At 44.8% G+C, this 23383-nt stretch carries 20 protein-coding genes; 7 read left to right on the top strand and 13 right to left on the bottom strand.

What is annotated here, in order from left to right; genetic code table 11:
- Window positions 1-49 precede the first annotated feature (49 nt).
- The 3 genes from MSG33_RS18335 to MSG33_RS18325 all read left to right on the top strand — a co-directional run bounded on the left by MSG33_RS18335 (window position 50) and on the right by MSG33_RS18325 (window position 3277).
- A complete protein-coding gene (locus tag MSG33_RS18335) occupies window positions 50-1264 on the top strand; it encodes a pyridoxal phosphate-dependent aminotransferase (protein WP_005390543.1) in 1215 nt (404 codons plus the stop codon).
- Between the two features lie 90 nt (window positions 1265-1354).
- A complete protein-coding gene (yfbR, locus tag MSG33_RS18330; protein ID WP_248381687.1) occupies window positions 1355-1939 on the top strand; it encodes a 5'-deoxynucleotidase in 585 nt (194 codons plus the stop codon).
- A gap of 15 nt (window positions 1940-1954) precedes the next feature.
- The gene (locus tag MSG33_RS18325) at window positions 1955-3277 is read left to right on the top strand and encodes an anti-phage deoxyguanosine triphosphatase (RefSeq protein ID WP_248381673.1); all 1323 of its coding nucleotides are present in this window, start codon (window positions 1955-1957) and stop codon (window positions 3275-3277) included.
- A 6-nt stretch (window positions 3278-3283) separates the two neighbouring features.
- On the opposite strand, the gene MSG33_RS18320 is transcribed toward MSG33_RS18325, so the two are convergent.
- Window positions 3284-3898: a DTW domain-containing protein gene (locus MSG33_RS18320; protein ID WP_005390535.1), complete on the bottom strand. Its 615-nt coding sequence runs from the start codon at window positions 3896-3898 to the stop codon at window positions 3284-3286.
- Between the two features lie 3 nt (window positions 3899-3901).
- On the opposite strand from MSG33_RS18320, the gene rrtA reads away from it, so the two are divergent.
- Window positions 3902-4453 (top strand): rhombosortase, encoded by a 552-nt coding sequence (rrtA, locus tag MSG33_RS18315; RefSeq protein ID WP_005390532.1) that lies wholly within the window; start codon window positions 3902-3904, stop codon window positions 4451-4453.
- A 98-nt stretch (window positions 4454-4551) separates the two neighbouring features.
- Here the strand turns inward: rrtA and MSG33_RS18310 are convergent, their stop codons facing one another.
- The 7 genes from MSG33_RS18310 to tig form a co-directional block, all read right to left on the bottom strand.
- Complete coding sequence (locus tag MSG33_RS18310) at window positions 4552-4836, bottom strand: ComEA family DNA-binding protein (protein WP_031780151.1); 285 nt, start codon at window positions 4834-4836, stop codon at window positions 4552-4554.
- A 225-nt stretch (window positions 4837-5061) separates the two neighbouring features.
- Complete coding sequence (gene ppiD / locus MSG33_RS18305) at window positions 5062-6921, bottom strand: peptidylprolyl isomerase (protein ID WP_248381671.1); 1860 nt, start codon at window positions 6919-6921, stop codon at window positions 5062-5064.
- 201 nt (window positions 6922-7122) lie between these two features.
- Window positions 7123-7395 (bottom strand): HU family DNA-binding protein, encoded by a 273-nt coding sequence (locus tag MSG33_RS18300; RefSeq protein WP_005382341.1) that lies wholly within the window; start codon window positions 7393-7395, stop codon window positions 7123-7125.
- Window positions 7396-7586: 191 nt separating this feature from the next.
- Window positions 7587-9938, bottom strand: a complete 2352-nt coding sequence (gene lon, locus MSG33_RS18295; protein ID WP_005390529.1) for an endopeptidase La — start codon at window positions 9936-9938, stop codon at window positions 7587-7589.
- A gap of 129 nt (window positions 9939-10067) precedes the next feature.
- Complete coding sequence (clpX, locus tag MSG33_RS18290; RefSeq protein ID WP_005390528.1) at window positions 10068-11348, bottom strand: ATP-dependent protease ATP-binding subunit ClpX; 1281 nt, start codon at window positions 11346-11348, stop codon at window positions 10068-10070.
- Window positions 11349-11418: 70 nt separating this feature from the next.
- Window positions 11419-12045, bottom strand: coding sequence for an ATP-dependent Clp endopeptidase proteolytic subunit ClpP (clpP, locus tag MSG33_RS18285; protein ID WP_005382347.1), 627 nt, complete (start codon window positions 12043-12045; stop codon window positions 11419-11421).
- Window positions 12046-12150: 105 nt separating this feature from the next.
- Window positions 12151-13458: a trigger factor gene (gene tig, locus MSG33_RS18280; protein ID WP_005390526.1), complete on the bottom strand. Its 1308-nt coding sequence runs from the start codon at window positions 13456-13458 to the stop codon at window positions 12151-12153.
- A gap of 526 nt (window positions 13459-13984) precedes the next feature.
- Here tig and MSG33_RS18270 point away from each other — a divergent pair.
- The 3 genes from MSG33_RS18270 to MSG33_RS18260 all read left to right on the top strand — a co-directional run bounded on the left by MSG33_RS18270 (window position 13985) and on the right by MSG33_RS18260 (window position 17393).
- Window positions 13985-15790, top strand: coding sequence for an ATP-binding protein (locus MSG33_RS18270; RefSeq protein ID WP_248381669.1), 1806 nt, complete (start codon window positions 13985-13987; stop codon window positions 15788-15790).
- 4 nt (window positions 15791-15794) lie between these two features.
- The gene (locus MSG33_RS18265) at window positions 15795-17132 is read left to right on the top strand and encodes a sigma-54 dependent transcriptional regulator (protein WP_005390512.1); all 1338 of its coding nucleotides are present in this window, start codon (window positions 15795-15797) and stop codon (window positions 17130-17132) included.
- Window positions 17133-17210: 78 nt separating this feature from the next.
- Entirely contained in the window at window positions 17211-17393 is a 183-nt protein-coding gene (locus MSG33_RS18260; RefSeq protein WP_046874352.1) for a hypothetical protein, read from the top strand.
- Window positions 17394-17435: 42 nt separating this feature from the next.
- On the opposite strand, the gene MSG33_RS18255 is transcribed toward MSG33_RS18260, so the two are convergent.
- The 5 genes from MSG33_RS18255 to MSG33_RS18235 all read right to left on the bottom strand — a co-directional run bounded on the left by MSG33_RS18255 (window position 17436) and on the right by MSG33_RS18235 (window position 23215).
- Window positions 17436-18797, bottom strand: coding sequence for a TRAP transporter large permease (locus MSG33_RS18255; protein WP_005390510.1), 1362 nt, complete (start codon window positions 18795-18797; stop codon window positions 17436-17438).
- A gap of 3 nt (window positions 18798-18800) precedes the next feature.
- Window positions 18801-19475, bottom strand: a complete 675-nt coding sequence (locus MSG33_RS18250) for a TRAP transporter small permease (RefSeq protein ID WP_005390505.1) — start codon at window positions 19473-19475, stop codon at window positions 18801-18803.
- 70 nt (window positions 19476-19545) lie between these two features.
- Entirely contained in the window at window positions 19546-20544 is a 999-nt protein-coding gene (locus MSG33_RS18245) for a TRAP transporter substrate-binding protein (protein ID WP_005390503.1), read from the bottom strand.
- A 212-nt stretch (window positions 20545-20756) separates the two neighbouring features.
- Window positions 20757-22226: a protein adenylyltransferase SelO gene (locus MSG33_RS18240; RefSeq protein ID WP_248381667.1), complete on the bottom strand. Its 1470-nt coding sequence runs from the start codon at window positions 22224-22226 to the stop codon at window positions 20757-20759.
- Between the two features lie 176 nt (window positions 22227-22402).
- Entirely contained in the window at window positions 22403-23215 is an 813-nt protein-coding gene (locus MSG33_RS18235; RefSeq protein ID WP_005390499.1) for a hypothetical protein, read from the bottom strand.
- Window positions 23216-23383: the final 168 nt, after the last annotated feature.

Raw genomic sequence — 23383 nt, 5'->3', positions numbered from 1 at the left:
AATTATTGTATTTTAATAAAGAAATTAACGAATTTTTAGGAATTATACAATGCAAAATATCGGGATGTCGTCAAAACTCGATAATGTCTGCTACGACATTAGGGGTCCTGTACTCAAACATGCTAAGCGCATGGAGGAAGAAGGGCATAAAATCCTAAAGCTAAACATTGGTAACCCTGCCCCATTTGGTTTTGACGCCCCTGATGAGATTTTAGTCGACGTGATTCGTAATCTGCCGACTTCTCAAGGCTATTGTGATTCCAAAGGCATTTACTCTGCTCGTAAAGCCGTGGTCCAACACTATCAACGTAAAGGTATCCGCTCTCTAGATGTCGAAGATGTGTATGTGGGTAACGGCGTGTCTGAGCTGATCGTGATGGCCATGCAAGCGCTATTAAACAATGGCGACGAAATGCTGATCCCAGCACCTGATTACCCGTTGTGGACAGCTTCAGTTGCACTATCAGGCGGTAAGCCGGTTCATTACCTATGTGATGAAGGTGCAGACTGGTACCCTGACCTTGAAGACATCAAAAAGAAAATCACACCGAAGACACGTGGCATTGTTCTGATCAACCCGAACAACCCGACAGGTGCGGTATACAGCCGTGACTTCCTACTTGAAGTGATTGAAATCGCGCGCCAGCACAAACTGATCATTTTCGCAGATGAGATCTACGACAAAGTGTTGTACGACGGTGCAACACATACCTCAGTCGCAACACTCACTGAAGACGTGCTAGTCATGACATTCAATGGCCTTTCAAAAGCCTACCGTGTTTGCGGTTTCCGTGGTGGCTGGATGTTCCTAACGGGGCCTAAACATCTAGCTCAAGGGTACGTGAATGGATTGGAGTTGCTTTCATCGATGCGTTTATGTGCAAACGTACCAATGCAACATGCGATTCAAACTGCGCTAGGTGGATACCAAAGTATTAATGAACTGATTTTACCTGGCGGACGCTTATTAGAGCAGCGCAACCGAGCGTATGAACTGATCAATCAGATTCCTGGTGTTTCTTGTGTCAAACCTAAGGGTGCGATGTACCTCTTCCCGAAAATCGACACTAAAATGTACAACATCAAGAACGATCAGCAGATGGTTTTAGATTTCTTAAAACAAGAGAAGGTCTTACTGGTGCAAGGTTCCGGCTTCAACTGGCCGAAACCAGACCATTTCCGCATCGTGACACTGCCGCACGTTGAAGATCTAGAAATCGCCATTGGACGTTTTGAGCGATTCCTATCAACCTACAGCCAGTAATGAATCACTGGTAGTAATTAGTGCTGATCTCTCATATGCTTAGAGGAACTCCTAGTGAGTTCCTTTTTTACACCAGAAACGGAGAAAGCCATGAAAGAAAGCCATTTTTTCGCTCACCTGGCTCGAATGAAGCTGATCCAACGCTGGCCTTTAATGCGGTCCGTCTCACCAGAAAACGTTTCAGAGCATAGCTTACAAGTTGCTTTTGTCGCTCATGCCCTTGCCCTAATTAAAAACAAAAAGTTCGGCGGCAACCTTAATCCAGAACGCATCGCGATTCTTGCCATGTACCATGACTCTAGCGAAGTATTAACGGGTGACCTTCCAACCCCAGTGAAGTATTACAACCCTGAAATTGCCAAAGAATATAAGAAGATAGAATCAGCAGCGGAACAAAAATTACTCTCAATGTTACCGGAAGAGTTCCAAGATGAATTTGCCCCCTACCTTCTTTCTCACTCTGCACACGAAGAGGACGCAAAAATCGTCAAGCAAGCCGACTCCATCTGTGCCTATTTAAAATGTCTCGAAGAACTAAGCGCAGGCAATCATGAGTTCGCTTTGGCAAAAAAACGCTTAGACATCACTTTGCAAGAACGTAAAACGCCTGAAATGGATTACTTCCTCAATACCTTTGCCCCAAGTTTCGAATTATCGTTAGATGAAATCAGTTAGCTTACGGAGATAATCGTGTCGTTTGAATTACACCCGCAATGGCAAGAGCGCCATGATGATGAGCATAAAATCCGTCGTGACGACCATCGGAGCCCGTACCAACGAGACCGAGCGCGCATTCTTCACTCGGCTGCATTTCGACGCTTACAAGCAAAAACCCAAGTACACGGCAATAGCTTGGAAGACTTTCACCGCAGCCGGTTAACACACTCCTTAGAAGCGTCACAACTCGGGACCGGTATCGTCGCCCAGTTAAAGAAAAAACAACCAGAGTTCCGTGATCTATTACCATCAGACAGCTTAATTGATTCATTATGTTTGGCGCACGACATCGGGCATCCTCCATACGGTCATGGGGGAGAAGTCGCTCTAAACTACGTAATGCGCGAACATGGCGGCTTCGAGGGGAACGCCCAAACCTTTCGTATCGTCACTAAGTTAGAGCCTTATACCGAGCATTTCGGAATGAATTTATCACGCCGCACACTGCTTGGTTTGATTAAGTACCCTGCCCTCATTAGTCAAACACGCTCCGTCAAGTTGCCTCAACCAGCTGAGCATCAACGTAAACTAAAAGCAAAAGATTGGAGCCCAGCTAAAGGCATTTATGATTGTGACAAAGACTTATTTGATTGGGTAATTGCGCCGCTTTCTGACAACGACAAGGCATTGCTTAGCTTAATGCGCTCAAAACCAGAATCGGAGTTTGAGCACAGTAAAACGCGCTTTAAATCACTCGATTGCTCAATCATGGAGCTAGCGGACGATATCGCCTACGGCGTTCATGATTTAGAAGATGCAATCGTGCTTGGTATGGTGACACGTCAGCAATGGCAAGAAGGCGCAGCAAGTCAATTAGCGGACTGTGGCGACCCGTGGTTTGAAGCACATATCGATTCCATCGGACAGATGCTATTTAGTGGTAAGCATCATGAGCGGAAAGATGCCATCGGTGGTATGGTTAACGCCCTGCTGACCAGCATTTCAATTAAGGCGGTGGATGAGCCTTTCAATAATCCATTACTGTCTTGGAATGCGTGTTTAGAGCCACAAATGGCACGTGCACTTGACGTACTCAAGCACTTTGTCAGTGCCTTTGTTATCCAAGTCCCGCAGGTCCAGATCGTTGAGTATAAGGGTCAGCAAATTATTATGGATATTTTTGAAGCGTTAACAGCAGACCCAGAGCGATTACTACCCGTTCATACAAAAGATCTGTGGTGTCAGGCGAAGAGCGAGAGCAATAAGATGAGAGTCATCGCCGATTACATTTCTGCTATGACCGATGGTCACGCGCAAAAGCTGCACCGCCAACTTTTCTCTTCCATCGTTCTTTAGTAACACTCAACCTTTCAGGTAATTCTTTTCAAATACGCCCGGCGGCATCTGGGCGATTTGGAATTCGATCATCTTTTCAAAGGCATGCATAAGCGGTGTAAAGTCTCTCTCGGGTTCAAGCAAGCGAAGCGAATGATAACCTGCCTCGACTGTCGATAAGCTATTCTCAGAGGGCGCTTTACGAATGGTGTAATGCCCTTGTAATTGCTTCGGTAATTGCACGGTTGGGAGTGGATGTAAATTGCTAGAAAGCTGCCACATTTTGTACGCTTTTTTCCACGTCCCATCGAGCAAAATCAAACGTATTTTCTTAGATACACTACGGCTCGCTTGATTAATTTCAGAGATGCATCGTGACTGTTCCGATGGGTAAAGAACAAAATGTTGATATGATTCATCCGCCAACAAGTGATTTAAGACATCATCACCAGAAAAGTCCTCTCCTATCAGACAAATACAGTTATCTAAACTCAAATTGAGAATCCGTGCCGTACCAAGCGGACGATGTTCTTCACTCGTGTGCTGAAGAATGATAAGTTCTACCTCGCTTGCCAACGGTACAATCCATTGGCAAATACACGCTTTTTGCGATTTTCCACAACGAGAACAATAACGAGACATAGAGTGAACCTTTATACCTTGCTGAGTATTATCAGCGTGATCTGTTTGATACTTCAATTCGAACCAATGGCAAGCCTAACCGAGTGGCACAGCTACAATATACGCCATGGCGAATGGTGGCGAATCGTAACAGGAAATCTCACACATACCAACTTTGCGCACTTAGGGATGAACCTGGCAGGATTGTGGATCATTACTTTTATTTTTCGTCCAAGCACTCGCAACTTCCTTATCGTTTTCTCACTCTTGTGCGCATTTGTTGGCGCAATGAATTTGTTTACCAACATGTCGGTGTACGTGGGATTATCTGGCGTACTACACGGACTATTTGGATTCTGGGCACTCAGAGAAGTCTTTGAAAGCAGAAGAAGCAGCTTGTTGTTGGTCGGCGGGCTTATTGCCAAAGTAGCATGGGAGCAGATCTATGGTCCATCAAGCAGCACTGCTGCGCTTATCGGCGCAAACGTTGCTATTGATGCTCATTTATTTGGCGCACTCGGTGGGTTAACAATGGCTCTAATGGAAAAAGGCTTTCGCCGTCGTTTATTCGGTTAAAAAATCCCGAACCACGAAAGAGGGGTTGGTTCGGGAAAGCAGTAATAGGGAAACAGATATTGTTCTGAATTCAGACTCAATATCTGAAATACATCAAGCTACAGTAAAATGCGGTCTTCGTTTTTCTTAACTGTCGCTTCACCAATGCCTTTTACGCTCTTCAAATCTGCTGCCGTTTTAAAAGGGCCATGCTCCTCGCGGTAGTCCACGATACTCTGCGCTTTCTTCTCACCAATACCTTTCAACATGGTCGCTATTTCTTCAGCAGAGGCCGTGTTGATATTTACGGTAATTTCAATTCCTTCATATTTGTCAGTGGCTGAATCCGCAGCCATGCTAAAAGGCGCAAAAACAAATAAGCACAATGTCAAAATCCATTTCATATTGAACATACAATCTCCAAAATAGTAGGCTAAAACCAGTCACCAGTAGCAAGTCACTATCCTGTTAACAAACCTAGATGACCCGATATTCGCAATGACTGGTATCACTTAAACGCGCACTAATTTAAGTAATGCTTATTGATGATTGAAGTTAATAAAGACAAAAATAAAACGGACCGCTTATGCGGTCCGTTTTAGTTAACATGCAAATTACACTAATTGTGCTTAGTTGCTCACAATAAAGTACTCAATGTCAGTGTTTGCGCGCAGTACAGCTAGCACAGATGATAGGTCTTGCTGAGAAGATGCTCGCTGCATTTGCATCGCAACTTGCTCTTCTAAATCACTATCTAGCTCAGCATTTACAGCATCAAGCTCGATGATAACAATGTTACCTTCAAGATCTTTAGACTGACCATATACTGGCTTACCATCGACTGGTTTTGCCATCGCGAATACCGTTGTTGCCAACGGAGAACGGCGATCTACTGTCTCTTGTTCACCAAATGCAAGGTTGTTTTCAGTAAGCACATCTGTCTTACCTTCTTTCAATGCAGCAACAACCTGTGTACCAAGTTCCATCGCATCTTGCTCACCCTTAACGCGAGATAGCTCTGCAATAACCTGATCTTTCACTTCTTCTAGTGGAAGAACCGTCTCATCACGTGCGTCTTCAACACGAACAACAATAATATGCTCAGGTGCAACTTCGATAGCTTCAGAGTTCAAGCCATCTTCTTTTACTTCAGGGCTAAGGATAGCTTGCATTACCGCAGGGTTACGAAGCACTTCAGGTGCGTCAACTTGAGAAATAAAGTCCGTTGTCTTCACTTCTTGGTTAACGGCTTGAGAAGCGTCATACAATGAGTCTGGGTATTCAAACGCTACGCGCTCAAGCTCACTTTGTAGCTCGTAGAATTGATCAACCGCTTGTTGGTCAACCATTTCTTGTTTGATTTCAGCGGCTACTTCTTCAAATGGCTTCGCCACAGAGTCTTTTAGCTCTTCAAGCTTGATAATATGGTAACCAAAGTCCGACTTTACTAGACCCGACGTATCGCCTGGATTCTTCAACGCGAATGCCGCTTCTTCAAAAGCAGGGTCCATCACATCACGCTCAATCCAACCTAAGTCACCGCCGTTTTCAGCGCTGCCAAAATCGTCAGATTTCTCTTGAGCAAGCGTTGCAAAGTCTGCACTCGCATTTAGCTCATCTAGGATAGCCTGCGCTTTTGCTTCATCGTCCCCTTCTACAAGAATATGAGCGACACGGCGCTGCTCTTCTGAAGAGTATTTGTTTAAGTGCTCATCGTAGTACTTTTTCACCTCAGCATCAGAAACATTAACTTGTTCCTTTAGCGCTTCAGCAGACAGTTCGATATAAGCGACTTTAACCTGCTCTGGGCGAGTAAAGTTGTCAGGGTTTGCTTTGTAGTACTGTTGAATTTCTTCGTCAGTCAATTCAATGTTTTTCGCAAACTCTGCTAAGTCGATTTTAATCGTGCGAATATCACGAGTTTGAGTGAACAGCTTACCTTCTGCCTGTACTTCACCTGGCAGAATAAATTCACTGTTTTGTAGTGCATTCAGCAGTTGTTCACGAACCAATTCACGACGCATGTACTCAGCAAAAGAGTCTGGCGAAAAGCCTGCACGACGCAGAGAAGCTTGATAGATCTCTTGATCGAACTGACCATTAGATTGGAATTGAGGCATGTCTAGAATCATGCTGCGAACTTGGGTGTCGCTGATTCGCAGACCTAAAGCTTCTGCTTGTTGGTCAAGCAACACGTCATTGATCATTCGATCTAAAACGGATTTGCGGAAAGATTCAACATATGCAGGGTCAGCCAGCATTTGAGAGAAGTAGTCACCCAACTGAGCTTGCATACGGTTACGCTCATTTTGGTATGCCATCTCGAACTCACCACGAGGAATCTCAGTGTTACCGACTTTCGCTGCAGAGTTGTTGTTACCACTAACGATGTAGCTACCCACACCTGCAAATACGAAAGACAGGATGATAAGCCCAAGGATAATTTTGACCGCGATGCTATTCACGCCTTCGCGTAGTCGATCCATCATAATTTAACTGCTCTCCACAATTGAAGCCTACTGCTTCTATCTAATAGAAATAATGGCGCAATAATATCAGAAAAAGAAATGCGCATCAGTATGATGCGCATAATTTAAGAAAGTTCGGCTCGAAGTTTGTAAATTTTTGTTCGAAACTTATTGTTTGAGCAAAAGTTAAGCAAATGGCCGGTTACAGAATTAACGCTGTGATTAGTTACAAGCGTCTTTCAGTGCTTTACCAGCTTTAAAAGCTGGTACTTTTGCTTCTGCGATTTGGATTTCTTCACCAGTTTTTGGGTTACGACCAGTACGTGCAGCACGAGTACGAACGCTGAATGTACCAAAGCCAACTAGAGCAACTTGATCACCAGACTGAAGAGTACCGCTTACTGCTTCGATGAATGCATCTAGAGCACGACCCGCTGACGCTTTAGAAATGTCTGCATTTTCTGCGATTTGTTCTACTAACTGAGTTTTATTCACTGTAATTTCCCCTTTGTGTCATCTGTGATTATTTTTGTGATGACTTTCGTTCCATTGTTAAGAAAATATGCTCCATCCCTTATTCGTCAAGGGCTGGCAGCTATCGAAACTAACTTAGCGCCCAAAAAAAACGCTGACAAGCCTTTTTAGACTTATCAGCGTAAACTTTTACTTATTTTTGCTGCACATCACTATTTTTGAGACTCAAACTCAACGCCCGTCGGGTCTCGCTCTAGTGCGACTTTCAGTACTTCATCAATCCACTGTACAGGGATGACTTCCAGATCAGCGATAACATTATCAGGAATCTCTTCCAAATCACGCTCGTTGTCTTTTGGAATTAGCACAGTCTTAATGCCGCCACGGTGTGCCGCAAGTAACTTCTCTTTTAGGCCACCGATAGGTAGGACTTCACCACGCAGTGTTATTTCACCCGTCATCGCTACCTCTGCTTTCACAGGGTTACCTGTCAGAGCAGAAACCAAGGCAGTACACATTGCAGTACCCGCACTTGGGCCATCTTTTGGCGTCGCGCCTTCCGGTACGTGCACGTGAATATCTTTCTTCTCGTAGAAGTCAGTATTGATACCCAGTTTTTCTGCACGAGAGCGAACTACTGTCATTGCGGCTTGGATAGACTCTTGCATCACGTCACCAAGAGAGCCCGTTTGCGTCAGCTTACCTTTACCTGGCATAGATTGAGTTTCAATCGTTAGCAGATCACCACCCACTTCTGTCCAAGCTAGACCTGTCACTTGACCAATTCGGTTACTTTCATCCGCTTTACCGTAATCGAAACGTTGAACACCCAAGTACTCTTTTAGGTTGTCCATCGTTACCGTTACTGACTTGATGTCTTTATCCAGCAAGATGTTCTTCACGGCTTTACGGCAGATCTTAGAGATCTCACGTTCTAAGTTACGGACACCCGCTTCACGAGTGTAATAACGGATGATGCCAATAATCGCAGAGTCTTCAATGATGATCTCATCCGGTTTTAGACCATTGCGCTTCACTTGCTTATCAACAAGGTGACGTTTTGCAATGTTCAGCTTCTCGTCTTCGGTGTAACCAGATAAACGAATAACTTCCATACGGTCTAACAATGGACCTGGAATGTTCATCGAGTTCGAGGTTGCAACGAACATAACGTCAGAAAGGTCGTAATCCACTTCTAAGTAGTGATCGTTGAACGAGTTATTCTGTTCAGGATCAAGTACTTCTAGTAGCGCTGATGCCGGATCGCCGCGCATATCTGAAGACATTTTGTCGATTTCGTCCAATAAGAACAATGGGTTCTTCACGCCAACTTTCGACATCTTCTGGATTAATTTACCTGGCAATGAGCCAATGTAAGTACGACGGTGACCGCGGATTTCTGCTTCATCACGTACACCACCCAGCGCCATACGAACGTACTTACGACCTGTAGCAGAAGCAATTGAACGACCAAGAGACGTTTTACCCACACCTGGAGGACCAACAAGACAAAGGATTGGACCTTTTAACTTATTGATTCGGTTTTGAACCGCCAAGTATTCAAGAATACGCTCTTTTACGCGCTCTAGACCGTAGTGGTCTTCATTAAGAATCTCTTCTGCTTTCGCTAAATTTTTCTTAACTTTTGAGCGTTTAGCCCAAGGCACGCTGACCATCCAATCGATGTAGCTACGAACCACTGTTGCTTCGGCAGACATCGGAGACATCATCTTAAGCTTTTGCAGCTCTTGCTCAGTCTTTTCACGTGCCTCTTGAGGCATTTTTGATTCGTCAATCTTCTTCTGCAGCGTTTCGAACTCGTCTGGTGCGTCTTCCATCTCACCAAGTTCTTTCTGAATCGCTTTCATTTGCTCATTCAGATAGTACTCACGCTGAGATTTTTCCATTTGCTTTTTAACGCGACCACGAATGCGTTTTTCAACTTGCAGCAAATCGATCTCTGATTCCATCTGGCCCATTAGGAATTCCAGACGCTCAGTGACATCAACAATTTCAAGTACTTGCTGCTTATCCACCAGCTTCAACGGCATATGAGCTGCAATAGTATCCGCTAAGCGAGCCGCTTCGTCGATACCGTTGAGTGAGGTGAGAACTTCTGGTGGAATCTTCTTGTTTAGCTTAATAAAGCCTTCAAACTGATTGATCGCACTGCGAACAATCACTTCTTGCTCACGCTCATCCAATTCTGGCGTAACCACAAATTCCGCTTCCGCTAGGAAGAAGTCACTCTCTTTAAAGTGATTGATTTTCGCACGTTGCTGGCCTTCAACCAGTACTTTTACTGTGCCATCCGGAAGCTTCAGTAGCTGGAGAATGGTGGCTACCGTACCTACTTCAAATAGGTCGTCAACCGTAGGCTCATCAGTATCAGCTTGCTTTTGTGCCACAAGAAGAACTTGTTTGTTGGTTTCCATCGCCGTTTCTAAACAGCTAATCGATTTCTCACGACCAACAAACAATGGAATAACCATGTGCGGGTAGACCACTACGTCACGTAGAGGTAGTACCGGGATCTCGATACGCTCGGAACGTTCCAAGTTCATATAATTCTCTCTTCCGCTTTCACGTTTACGTATTACTTATCGATTTATATGGGGGCTAATTGTTTGGATTCAATAAGAGAAATAAAAAAAGGAGGTAATTACTTACCTCCCTTTTCATTACGGCTGAATTTATTCTGCTCCAGCGGCCTGATTGTCTGAGTTGCTATAAATAAGCAATGGCTCTGACTCACCATTGATGACGGACTCATCAATCACGACCTTACTTACGTCTGTCGCAGATGGCAGTTCGTACATGGTTTCCAGTAATACGCCTTCAAGGATCGAGCGTAAACCACGAGCACCTGTCTTACGCTCCATTGCTTTCTTAGCGATAGCGCGCAGCGCATCTTCTCGGAACTCAAGTTCGGCGTTTTCAAGCTCAAACAATGCTGCGTATTGCTTGGTTAATGCGTTCTTCGGTTCACATAGGATCTGAATCAACGCTTCTTCATCAAGCTCAGTCAGTGTTGTTGTCACAGGAAGACGACCAATGAATTCTGGAATGAGTCCGTACTTCACTAAATCCTCAGGCTCAACCTGAGTAAATAGCTCACCCACGGTCTTCGATTCGTTTTTAGAACGAACTTCAGCACCGAAGCCAATACCTGTACCTGTTGCAACACGCTGCTCAATCACCTTATCTAGGCCAGCAAATGCACCACCACAGATGAACAGGATCTTCGACGTGTCCACTTGTAGGAATTCTTGCTGAGGGTGCTTACGACCACCTTGAGGTGGAACCGAAGCAACCGTACCTTCGATAAGTTTTAGTAGCGCCTGCTGAACACCTTCACCAGATACGTCACGCGTAATAGATGGGTTTTCAGCTTTGCGTGAAATTTTATCAATTTCATCAATGTAAACGATGCCGCGTTCAGCTTTAGCTACATCGTAATCACATTTTTGCAGAAGCTTTTGGATGATGTTTTCAACGTCTTCACCCACATAACCGGCCTCGGTTAGTGTGGTTGCGTCTGCCATTGTAAATGGCACATCCAAGAATCGAGCTAATGTCTCAGCAAGTAGTGTTTTACCGCTACCTGTTGGGCCAATTAGAAGGATGTTACTTTTACCAAGCTCTACACCTTCACTCGTTGTATCACCATTGCGTAAACGCTTGTAGTGGTTATATACCGCAACTGCGAGCACTTTTTTCGCGTAATCTTGCCCGATCACATAGTCATCAAGGTGTTCACGGATCTGTTTTGGCGTTGGTAACGCTTCAGATTCTTTCTTAGGGAGAACATCCTTGATTTCTTCGCGAATAATATCGTTACATAAGTCGACACACTCGTCGCAAATGTACACTGACGGACCTGCGATTAGCTTGCGAACTTCGTGCTGACTTTTGCCGCAGAAAGAACAGTACAGCAATTTACCGCTGCCACTTTCTTTGCTTTTATCTGTCATTCGCTAACCTCTTAGCCTTTACTCTTCATGAATGAGTGTATATCAATTTTTGCCAAAATGCGCTGGCTAATTACTCGCCGCGGTGGCTTAACACTGCATCCACGATACCGTATTCCACAGCCTGCTCTGATGACATGAAGTTATCACGATCAGTATCGCGCTCAATGACTTCAAGAGGTTGGCCAGTATGTTCTGCTAACAACTTGTTTAGCTTCTGCTTAATGGTCAGGATTTCCTGAGCATGGATTTGGATATCAGAAGCTTGACCCTGGAAACCACCCAATGGTTGGTGGATCATTACACGAGAGTTAGGCAGTACGTAACGCTTACCTGGCGCACCACCCGCTAACAGGAAGGCACCCATTGAACATGCTTGACCCATACATACAGTGCTCACATTTGGCTTAATAAACTGCATGGTATCGTAGATAGACATACCAGCTGTTACGCTGCCGCCTGGCGAGTTGATGTATAGGAAAATATCTTTATCTGGATTTTCAGATTCTAGGAAAAGTAGCTGAGCCACGACAAGGTTTGCCATGTGGTCTTCCACTTGACCCGTTAAAAAAATCACGCGCTCTTTCAGCAGACGTGAGTAGATGTCGTAAGAGCGTTCGCCGCGGGAAGTTTGTTCAACCACCATTGGTACTAGCGCGTCCATAATTGGCGACATTGCATTTTTTTCTTGGTAGCTCATATTCTTATGTCCCTAAAATAAATGGCCCGGATGATGACTATCATACGGACCATTGTTAGCAGAATAGTTAACGTTAAGTCAACCTTCTACGCAAGATATTGCTTATTAAGCAGCAGGTTGTTGTTGGTTAAGTAGCTCGTTGAAGCCTACTTCTTTCTCAGAAACCTGTGCTTTAGCGATGATCGCGTCGATTGCTTGCTCTTCTAGAGCTACATTGCGCATGTTGTTCATCATTTCTTCGTTTTGCTCGTAGTAAGCAATAACTTCTGATGGATCTTCGTATGCAGTAGCCATTTCTTCAATTAGAGCTTTAACTTTCTCGTCGTCCGCTTTTAGCTCTTCAGACTTGATTACTTCACCTAGTAGAAGACCAACTACTACGCGACGTTTAGCTTGCTCTTCGAACAGCTCACGTGGAAGCTGAGCAGCAGCTTCTGGGTTACCACCGAAGCGTTGTGCAGCTTGTTGACGTAGAACTTGGATTTCTTGCTCGATAAGCGCTGATGGTACGTTGATGTCGTTTTGCTCAACTAGACCGTCAATCGCTTGCTCTTTGATGCGGTTCTTAACAGCTTGCTTAAGCTCGCGTTCCATGTTTTTACGAACTTCAGCTTTAAGTGCTTCAACACCGCCTTCAACAACACCGAACTTAGCAACGAACTCGTCGTTTAGTTCTGGTAGTTCACGAGCTTCAACTTTGTTCACTTTGATTGCGAACTTAGCTGCTTTACCTTTTAGGTTTTCAGCGTGGTAATCTTCTGGGAAAGTCACATCGATGTCGAATTCCATACCTGCAGTTTTACCTGCGATACCGTCTTCGAAACCAGGAATCATGCGACCAGCGCCCATTTCTAGTGGGAAGTTCTCAGCTTTACCGCCCTCGAATTCTTCACCGTCGATAGAACCAACGAAGTCAATGCTTACGCGTTTGCCATCTTCTGCTGCTTCTTCAACTTCAACCCAAGTAGCTTGTTGCTTACGTAGAGTATCGATCATCTCTTCTACGTCTGCGTCTTTAACTTCAGTTAGCGGTTTTTCAACAGTGATGTTTTCTAGGCCTTTAAGCTCAACTTCTGGGTAAACTTCAAAAGTTGCAGTGAAAACTAGGTCTGAACCTTCTTTGTTTTCTACAGGAGCGAAAGTTGGAGCGCCAGCTGGGTTGATTTTCTCTTTAACGATAGCTTCGATGAAGTGGCGTTGCATAACTTCACCAAGAACGTCTTGACGTACTGCTTTGCCGTACATCTTAGCAACCATTTTTAGAGGCACTTTACCCTTACGGAAACCATCGAAACGACGGTTTTTAGCGATGTTGCGTAGTTCAGCTGTTACAGCGTCTTCGATGTTTGCAGCTGGAACAGTAATGTTTAGACGGCGCTCTAGGCCCTCTAGCGTTTCAACAGTAACTTGCATTATATATAAACCTCTAAAGTGGCTCGGTTTTCCGAGCGTATGAGCGAAACTCAGCGGAGCTTACGCTTCATCCTTGTGTAGTGTTCTGTCCGAACACCTAATTTAAATCGAGTATCGATACTGTTTGTCAGTACCGGACTAATCAGTGATATCTTCGATAAAATTACCAAAGGTATCTCCTATTAGCCTCAGGACAGAATTTTTAGACGCGACATTCTAGCGATCTGTCGCAACCCTGTCGAGCCAATAGCCACTATGTGGACATTGTCTGCGCTAAATTCTCGAATGCTGACCCATTTTTTCTTCAAAAATGCGATTCAAACACCGTCTAAGTATCGTCAGCATATCTAGAATGGGGACAATAGCGACTTTTTCAAGAGAATCGACCGGTTTTTTTATCGAAAAGCCTAAAAAGAGATCTTGCTCTTGTTTTACTCCACAGAGTTGAAAACTAAATCCCTAATCCTCCCTACAAACTATTAACATTTTCTTACGTGACCAAAGGAAAGGGTTAAGGAGTGTAATGATGTCGCAAAAAAACCGGATTCTGCTGACTTTTTTTGCCTTCTATTTCCTTTGCGCAATCATAGGTGGTCATTGGGTTTGGCAGACTAGTTATCAATCATTGCTTGATAAACACCAGTCCCAACTTGAGCAATTTTCTAGTCATATTAAAAACAAACTCGATAAATACGCCCATATCCCTAACCTTCTGGCCAAAGATGACCCTCTCCATCAAGCGTTACTGCATCCAAATAACAGTGCCCAACTGGAACTCACCAATCGGTATTTAGAATCCGTTAATGACGTGATTGAAGCGGCAGATACCTATTTAATCGATCAATGGGGTACGACGGTCGCGGCCAGCAACTGGCGTAAAGAGCGATCTTTTATTGGACGAAATTTTGCGTTCCGCCCTTATTTCAAACAAGCAATCGTTGGGGAACGAAGCCAATACTACGCGCTGGGTTCGACTTCGGGTAAGCGTGGCTACTACTATTCTTATCCGATCATATACGCGGGCGGCGTCCTTGGTGTGGTCGTGGTTAAGATGGACTTGAGTAAGATAGAAGACAACTGGCAGCAGCCAAATAGTGTGTTCGTCGCGAGCGATCCGCACGGGATTGTTTTCATGAGCAGCCGAAGCGATTGGCTACTCAAAAGCTTACAACCACTGACTGAGAATGAAAGAAAACAAGTTTGGGCAAGCCGACAATATCTTGATGAGCCAATTGAAACTCTAGGATTGGTGGGCAATGTGGAGGAAACGCATTCTGAGCTTAAACAAGGTTACCCATATAACAAAGGGACCTTGGTGGTCTCTTCGTTGCCCCTACCAGAGCTCAAGCTGACCATCCGTGTACTATCTCCCAAGCAGTCTATCGTCTGGCTCACAATGGGTTACATTTTTGTACTTACTCTTGCATTCACCGTATTGTTTTTAATTGGCCAGCTCATCTATCACCGTCAACAACGCCACTTACAACTTGAGAGAATTCAACAAGAGGCCAATCAAAAACTTGAATATCAAGTCATGGCTCGCACCGCAGAATTGCAAGCAGAAATCGCCCAGAGAATAGAAACCGAACAAACACTTCGCCTAACGCAAGACGAACTCGTTCAAGCTGCGAAACTAGCAGTATTAGGGCAAATGTCAGCCAGTATCAGTCATGAACTGAATAATCCACTTGCGGCCATTCGCAGCTTTGCTGAAAACGGCAAGCTGTTCCTCCAAAAAGAAAAATATGAGCGAGTGGAAGATAATCTAACTCGTATCTCAGCCCTCACTGATCGTATGGCAAACATCAGTCAGCAGCTTCGTTCTTTCGCTAAAAAAACCAGTGGAAACGAGCTGGCTCAATCTCGTTTGTTTCCAGTAATTGCCTCAGTCAAAGAGCTGATGAAACCCGCACTTAAATCTGCACGTGTCACGCTAGAAACTCAGGTACCAGAGCACGATGTTGAAGTTCAGATCAATATCATTCAACTTGAACAAGTGTTGGTTAATTTACTGACCAATGCGATAGAGGCTCTCAAAGAGCAACAAGACAAACAAGTACAGTTATCCATAGAGCAAGACGAACATGCCGGTTTGGTTTGGATTCATGTAGATGACAATGGTCCAGGGCTTGGAGATTTCTCACTTTCGGACTTATGTGAGCCTTTCCTAACTACCAAACAAAATGGGTTAGGTTTAGGACTCTCTATCTCGCAACAAATCTTAGCCAGTATGAACGGAAGATTATGTGCCCAAAACCGAGAACAAGGCGGAGCTCGATTTTCATTGTGTTTACCTATCGCTCCTAACAACACAGAAAAATCAAAAGGATGAGATCATGTGTCAGGTGTTTTTTATTGATGATGAAGCCGATCTTAGACTGGCAATAGAACAAACGTTTGAATTGGCAGATATCGATGCCACATTCTTTCCAGACGCTGAATCTGCCTTACTAGCCATTAAGCAGGGAGCCGAGCCAGGTGTGGTGATTACCGATATTTGCTTACCCGGTATTTCAGGGATGGATTTACTGAATACCCTTGTACGAAAAGACACCCATCTTCCCGTGATTATGATTACTGGTCATGGCGATATCTCAATGGCAGTTAATGCGTTACACCAAGGAGCGTATGATTTTATCGAAAAGCCATTCCCACCTGAGCACCTAGTTGAAACCGTCAAGCGCGCCATTGAGAAGCGCCAATTAACGGTTGAAAACGAGAAGTTACGCCTGTCTCTCAAGGCAAGTAAAACGCTCGGACCTCGTGTTATCGGAGAAACGTCTAGCATTCAAATGTTACGCGAAACCATTGCTCACATCGCCGATACTGATGCAGATATCTTATTGTTTGGCGAGACTGGTACAGGTAAAGAGTTAATCGCCCGCTCTTTGCATGAGCAAAGTTCTCGACGGAACCAAAACTTTGTCGCAGTAAATTGTGGTGCAGTACCAGAGAATTTGATTGAGAGCGAACTCTACGGGCATGAAAAAGGCGCATTTACTGGCGCAGAAAGCCGCCGTATCGGTAAGTTTGAATTTGCTCAAGGCGGTACACTTTTCTTGGATGAAATCGAGTCAATGCCAATCCAAGCCCAAATCCGTTTACTGAGAGTACTGCAAGAGCGTGTGATTGAGCGTGTCGGCTCGAATGAACTCTTGCCCTTAGATATTCGAGTAATTGCCGCAACCAAAGTCGATTTGAAACGCGCTGCTGAAGAGGGAACCTTTCGCCAAGATCTTTACTATCGACTGAATGTGGTTACCTTAGATCTCCCGCCACTGCGTGAACGGAAAGAAGACATCCCTGCCCTCTTCCATCATTTCCTATTGGTAGCGGCTTCACGTTACGGTAAAAGCTCTCCTAGCTTGTCATCCCACGACCTCGCCCAACTGATGAACCATGACTGGCCAGGCAATGTTCGCGAGCTAAGAAATGCAGCAGAGCGTTTCGTGCTATTGGGTAAATTAATTCAGTTAGGAGAATCGACTCCGGTTGCCAAGCCTTCTTCAAGTCTTGCAGAACAAGTTGCAGAGTTCGAGAGAGCAGCCATTGAAGGTGCATTACTGGAAAATAACGGCAGCATTAAACAGACAATGGCGCAATTGAATGTGCCTCGAAAAACTCTGTATGACAAAATGCAACGCTATCAAATAGATAAAGAGCTCTATAAATAAAACGATTCTCAAGGATTGGTATTATATCCAACTTGAATCATAATTTTTAATAATTGATTCATCATGGTTGTTACGGATATGAACGAGAAAGTGAGAATACCGATCATTACAGATACCGTGATGGTAGACGGGCAATATCAAGAAGAGAGACGTTCAGGCGAGGAGCGGCGCAAGAATAAAAAGAAGTGGCGAAGCTACGAGCGGCGAGTCCACCCAGACCCTCGTAGGCCTAACTACAAACCCATAGACGAAGAGGTGTGAATCATCACACCTCTTTTGTTTTTCTTCAAATATCTGGTGCCATTACTTAGTAATGATTTCTGGCCCCATCAAGGTCGTTGGTAACCAAGTCGACACCCATGGCACGTACGTTACAATAATGAGGAATAGGAACATCACCGCCACCCATGGCAGTGCGGCTTTTACTACATTCATCATCGACATTTTGGCGACACCTGCAGTAACAAACAAGTTAAGCCCAACAGGTGGTGTTATCATACCTATCTCCATATTCACCACCATCATAATACCTAAGTGAATTGGGTCGATCCCCAGTGCTATCGCAATTGGGAACACCAGTGGTGCAACAATGATCAATAAGCCTGATGGCTCCATAAATTGACCACCAATCAACAGCAATACGTTCACCACAATCAAGAAGGTGATTGGTCCTAAACCAGCTGACATCATTGACTCTGTGATCATTTGCGGGATGCGTTCTTCCGTGAGAACGTGCTTCAAAATTAACGCATTGGCAATAATGAAAAGCAGCATGATGGTGAGTTTACCCGCTTCATACAGCGTGTGTTTGGTGTCTTTATGAACGAAGGTGTGAAAAATTTTGACTAATGCAGGCTTAGTATTTTGCTTATCAGCAAATGGCCCCATGTCTTTGTATACAAAGTTGGCAATAAAGAACGAGTACACAGCAGCAACTGCAGCGGCTTCTGTTGGGGTGAAAATACCGCCATAAATACCACCGAGAATGATCACCACCAGCAACAAGCCCCAGCTTGCATCCTTAGCTGCATCAAACGTCTCTTTCCAACCGACAAATGGTTGTTTTGGCAGGTTCTTAATACGGGCAGCAATATAGATCGCTATCATCAGCATGACGCCAGCCAACAAACCCGGTATCACACCACCGAGGAACATACGTCCAACTGATACATCAGTCGCGGCAGCGTAAACTACCATAACGATAGACGGCGGAATCAAAATCCCTAGCGTACCTGCGTTACAAATTACGCCGGCCGCAAACTCTTTTGAGTAACCGTTTTTGATCATACCTGCGATAACGATGCTACCTATGGCAACAACCGTTGCTGGAGATGAACCTGATAGCGCGGCAAACATCATACACGCGACAACCGAAGCCATCGCTAAACCACCACGGAACCAGCCTACAATAGCAATCGCGAAACGAATGATCCGTTTTGCTACACCACCTGTCGACATAAAGCTTGAAGCTAAAATGAAGAATGGAATTGCTAATAGAGTGTAGTGTCCAGCAAATGCATTAAACAACGTTTGAGCAACAGACGCCAAAGACGCATCCGAATGAATCAAAAGGAAAAGAATACTGGAAAGACCCAGAGAAACTGCGATTGGCACGCCGACGAGCATGAAACCAATCACCATCAAAAATAGAAATAAGATATCCATGGCTTATTGCTCCTTGCTCTTAGAATTGTCTGAGGCCTTTGGAGCCATAAGATCACCGGCATCACTCATCTCTTCTTGAAGCGCCTCTAGCTCTTCTTCCGCTTCATGCCCTGCAATCAGTCGATCGAGCTTTCCGGTAGCAATTTGCCATGTTGCCTGAGCAAATCTCAGCGTTAGCAACGCCATACCAAGCGGCAAAGCGAAATAAGGAATAAAACGTGGCAGCTTTTCGTAACGCTCTCCCTCGTTTAACCAATCCGCCATAAACTGAAGCATTTCCGGCATTGGAATATCATCCGTTTCATACCACGCTCGGTCTGTGGCGAACGGATACCAGTAGTTCCAAGAGCCAATTAAAAGCAAAATAGAGAAGGCTAAACAGCATATTGCAGCGAATAACGCCAAGGCTTTTCGTTTGCCCTCTGGCACTATGTTGATAATCACATCAACACCAATATGAAAGTGTTTTTTCACACCGTAAGAAGCGCCGACCAACACCATCCATGCGAACATAAAGACGGTGAGCTCAAGCGCCCAAAGAATATTGTCGTTAAAGACATAACGAAAGATGACATTGGCAAAGGTTAACAAGGTCATGGCACCTAGGAAGAAAGCAATCAAAGTCTCTTCAATGGCATCGGTGATTCGTCCAGCCTTGGCAAAAAAAGTCTGTTCCATAATTACATCACGTCGTCTGTAGGGGAAAAGAGCCCCCTCTAATCGAGAGGGCTAAGCGTGCTAGGCGTTATTATTTTTGGTTAGAAGCCAAAGCGGCTTCGATTAGGTCAGAACCAATGTCTTTTTCAAACTTCTTCCATACTGGCTGAAGTGCAGTGACCCATTCTTGGCGCTGTTCTGGCGTTAACGTGCGAACCACACCACCAGCTTCGATGATGTTGTTTTTGTTCGCAAGGTTCACTTTGGTCGACTCAGCATTACGCTGCGCTGTCACCTCTTGGATGATTGTGTTTAGCTGCTCGCGCTGATCGTCTGGTAAGTTTTTCCAGAAGTCGTTTGACGTCACTACTAGGTAATCCAGAATCCCGTGGTTCGTTTCCGTAATGCCATCTTGAACTTCGAAGAACTTTTTGCCGTAGATGTTTGACCAAGTATTTTCTTGACCATCAATAACCTTAGTTTGCAGGCCACCGTACACTTCTTTGAATGACATTTTTTGCGGGTTTGCGCCTAGCTGTTCAAACTGAGCAACGAGAACGTCAGAAGCTTGAACACGGAACTTAAGCCCTTCAGCATCGGCTGGAGAAATGAGCGGCTTGTTGGCTGACATTTGCTTCATGCCATTATGCCAAAACGCAATACCTTGTAGGCCACGTCGTTTCATTGAGTTTTTCAGCTTTTCACCGGCTTCAGAGTTTTGGAAGCGGTCAACAGCGTCGACATCGTCGAATAAGAAAGGCAGATCGAAAAGGCGGTACTTTTTGGTGAATTTCTCAAACTTAGAAAGAGAAGGTGCAGCGAGTTGAACATCACCATTTAGTAGTGCTTCCAACACCTTATCATCATCGTAAAGCGTTGAGTTCGGAAACACCTGCATACAGACTTTACCGTTCATCTCTTCGTTAACGCGTTTTTCAAGTAACGAAGCCGCAATACCTTTTGGGTGTTTGTCCGCGTTCGTTACATGGCTGAACTTGATGACCGTTTCACCTGGGTCACAATTCGCGGCAGCGTTAAAGCTCGTTACAGCAAGCGCAGAGACAGATAGTAGAGTTAGAGGCTTAAACATTATTATTCTCCTTGTTGAATCACATCCCATCCCGTCCATGAATAACTAGGTATTAGGCGATGGGTACGGATGTTCAACAAAGAGCAATTAATGGACCATGTTAAAATTCATATGCATTTCAATAAATTAACAAAGCCCATTAACATGAACACAGAGTATAACGAGTGAATTCCACCCAAGAAAAAGATTCAAATGGGTGGGAAATGACCCATTTATGAAGAACAGCTTATCTCCATTTTCTTCCCCCATTCCGGTGGCAATTTCGCGTAATCATCAAACTCGGGTTGCTCATCAAATGGGCGCTTTAACAGTTCGGCCAATCGGTGTAATTCACTAAAGTCCCCTTCTTCCGCTTTATCAATGGCCAACTGAGCCAAGTAGTTACGCAAGATGTATTTGGGATTGGCTTGACGCATCTGTTCGCAACGCTGTTCGGCTGAAATCAGCTCCCCTAGTTCATCAACCTCTAGCTCACATCGAGCTAAGTACAGATCAAGCCAAGCTCGCGCAGCTTCTCGGTCTAGAAACAAGTCGATTACGGCTTGAGAAGAATCAGTATCAAGATTTGAAAGCGTTCTAAAGAAGCGAGTGTAATCCGTTTTATTTTGGTGAAGGAGCTCAAACATTGCTTCAAATAAACGTCCATCTTCCGCGATCTTGGTTTTTAAACCCAACTTCTCACGCATTAGGCGGCTGAACTGCTGACTCAACCGGACTTCAAATTGACTCAACGACGCTTCTAAATCTTCTCGCTCAACGAGTGGCGATAGCGCATGCGCGAGTGCTGATAGGTTCCAAAGCGCAATTCTTGGCTGTTGGTCAAATGCATAACGACCTTGGTAGTCGGAATGATTACAAATATATCCCGGCTCATAATCATCAAGAAAACCAAACGGGCCGTAATCAAACGTTTGACCAAGGATCGACATGTTATCGGTGTTCATTACCCCATGAGCAAACCCATACGCTTGCCAATAAGCAATCATGTCCGCTGTTTTCTGAACAATTTCACCAAACATTGCAGCGTATGGCTTCTCTGCCGATGCACAATCAGCAAAATGCCACTCGATCACTTTGTCCGCCAGCAACTTTTGCTCTGCCAATTGATTGGTATAGAAAAAATGCTCGAAATGGCCAAAACGCACGTGGGTCTCCGCCATACGAATCAACATTGCGCCGAATTCTGTTTTCTCGCGATAAACCGGCGTGTCACTGACCATCATGCCAAGAGCACGAGTCGTCGGGATCCCAAGCCCCACCATGGCTTCACTACATAAATACTCACGAATGGTTGAGCGCAACACCGCCCTGCCGTCCCCCATTCGCGAGTAGGGGGTTAGCCCCGCGCCTTTAAGGTGAATATCAAACCAAGTGCCATCTTGATGCTCAATTTCCGCCAACAGCAATCCACGTCCATCGCCCAAGTCTGGGTTGTAAACGCCAAACTGATGTCCTGCGTATTTCATCGCCAAAGGACGAAACGGTTCGAATTCGCTTTGCCCAGAAAAAACCGCCAATAGCTCATCGCTTTGCTCTGCTGGTAAACCAAACTGCTGCGCAAACTCACTATTCCAAGCGACCCAACGAGTATTATCCAAGGGTTGCGGCTCGACCAAAGTATAGAAAGCTGACGGTAATTGACTAAAGCGATGGGTGAAACAGACCCGTTGCCAAATGGACATGTGGGGTTCCTTAATAAAAAGAAGTACTGCTGTCAGTATACGTGTGAACGTCACTGTCATTCAGCCATGAAATGGGCATGGGTATTTTGCGTGAATAACGTGAAGGCGGTAGGAAGGTATTAACCCGCTGCATACCACCTCACAAACGGAAGTGGCATGTAAAAGCGATCAAATGATTAAGCGGAAAACTCTTCACCCGTTTTTGGTGGCTCTGATGGTGTATCAAAACGAGCGCGTTCAATATCCACGACCGTTTTATAGCTCAACGATAACAAAGCCAACTGGTACGCACCGAAAATACCATAGGCAACCCCCACAAGACTCAGCATGAAGAGGTTAGTAAAGTGACTAAAGATAAGCTGACTGAGCAATCCCGCGCCCAATGGAATTAAGCCCATCAAAATGAATACTTGTTTGTTGTATGGTCTGCTTTGGTTCCACGAACGACGCAAGCTGCGCGGCTGATGATCCATTGCGGTCGCTGGCAACACGAACGACCAGCGCGCCATCACCCAATAGCCCGGAATGCTTGCAACCGTTGTGATAAACGCCATGGCGACAAAATCAGGTTCACCACTTTCTGCAATATAGAGAAACGACAACACAAAGATTGGGATACCAATGACGAGCATCATCATCAACCCAAATAATATCCACCAGCCAATGAAACGGAATTCTCTGGCTGACAAGCGAAATACATCCAACGCTGAGTGCATGTAATCGCCAACCAAATAAATTCGGTGTACACGCACAGCCGCCATCGCGGCAACAAGTGGGTATAAAATGATTGTGACGAAATAAAATCCCGCGATGTTTCCTTCTTGAGCGTTCGCTTGATCTTGCCCCGTCATTTCAGGATACATAAACACAAAAATTGAGTGCACGATGATCAATGGAATACAAGCAATGACAATTGCGAGTAGGTTCCTTCTGACCATCACTGCTGCTTCTCGGCATATTGCCGAAACAGAAAAGTCCTCGGTTGACATACAACATCCTTAATTTATAAAAATCTGCCCATAGGGTAACCGCTGAATAGAAAAATCGCTTTAAAAATAATGAGAAACACATCTCATAAGATAATGAGAGATACTAGGAAGTAAAACAGGCACAAAAAATAAGCCACTCAATGTGAGTGGCTTATACCGTAATTCGAT

The sequence above is a fragment of the Vibrio sp. 1CM7H genome (assembly GCF_023161645.1).
Lineage (GTDB): Bacteria > Pseudomonadota > Gammaproteobacteria > Enterobacterales > Vibrionaceae > Vibrio > Vibrio diabolicus.
Note: the sequence above shows the minus strand (reverse complement) of the source record. Positions and strands in the feature narration are given on the sequence as shown.

Bases quoted from the DNA above. Each gene is read 5' to 3' on its own strand.
- MSG33_RS18245 (WP_005390503.1), bottom strand. From the start codon at position 20,544: ATGTTTAAGCCTCTAACTCTACTATCTGTCTCTGCGCTTGCTGTAACG.
- MSG33_RS18250 (WP_005390505.1), bottom strand. From the start codon at position 19,475: ATGGAACAGACTTTTTTTGCCAAGGCTGGACGAATCACCGATGCCATT.
- yfbR (WP_248381687.1), top strand. From the start codon at position 1,355: ATGAAAGAAAGCCATTTTTTCGCTCACCTGGCTCGAATGAAGCTGATC.
- MSG33_RS18235 (WP_005390499.1), bottom strand. From the start codon at position 23,215: ATGTCAACCGAGGACTTTTCTGTTTCGGCAATATGCCGAGAAGCAGCA.
- MSG33_RS18320 (WP_005390535.1), bottom strand. From the start codon at position 3,898: ATGTCTCGTTATTGTTCTCGTTGTGGAAAATCGCAAAAAGCGTGTATT.
- lon (WP_005390529.1), bottom strand. From the start codon at position 9,938: ATGAACTTGGAACGTTCCGAGCGTATCGAGATCCCGGTACTACCTCTA.
- clpX (WP_005390528.1), bottom strand. From the start codon at position 11,348: ATGACAGATAAAAGCAAAGAAAGTGGCAGCGGTAAATTGCTGTACTGT.
- MSG33_RS18270 (WP_248381669.1), top strand. From the start codon at position 13,985: ATGTCGCAAAAAAACCGGATTCTGCTGACTTTTTTTGCCTTCTATTTC.
- ppiD (WP_248381671.1), bottom strand. From the start codon at position 6,921: ATGATGGATCGACTACGCGAAGGCGTGAATAGCATCGCGGTCAAAATT.
- MSG33_RS18240 (WP_248381667.1), bottom strand. From the start codon at position 22,226: ATGTCCATTTGGCAACGGGTCTGTTTCACCCATCGCTTTAGTCAATTA.
- MSG33_RS18255 (WP_005390510.1), bottom strand. From the start codon at position 18,797: ATGGATATCTTATTTCTATTTTTGATGGTGATTGGTTTCATGCTCGTC.
- MSG33_RS18265 (WP_005390512.1), top strand. From the start codon at position 15,795: ATGTGTCAGGTGTTTTTTATTGATGATGAAGCCGATCTTAGACTGGCA.
- MSG33_RS18335 (WP_005390543.1), top strand. From the start codon at position 50: ATGCAAAATATCGGGATGTCGTCAAAACTCGATAATGTCTGCTACGAC.
- tig (WP_005390526.1), bottom strand. From the start codon at position 13,458: ATGCAAGTTACTGTTGAAACGCTAGAGGGCCTAGAGCGCCGTCTAAAC.
- MSG33_RS18310 (WP_031780151.1), bottom strand. From the start codon at position 4,836: ATGAAATGGATTTTGACATTGTGCTTATTTGTTTTTGCGCCTTTTAGC.
- clpP (WP_005382347.1), bottom strand. From the start codon at position 12,045: ATGAGCTACCAAGAAAAAAATGCAATGTCGCCAATTATGGACGCGCTA.
- MSG33_RS18260 (WP_046874352.1), top strand. From the start codon at position 17,211: ATGAACGAGAAAGTGAGAATACCGATCATTACAGATACCGTGATGGTA.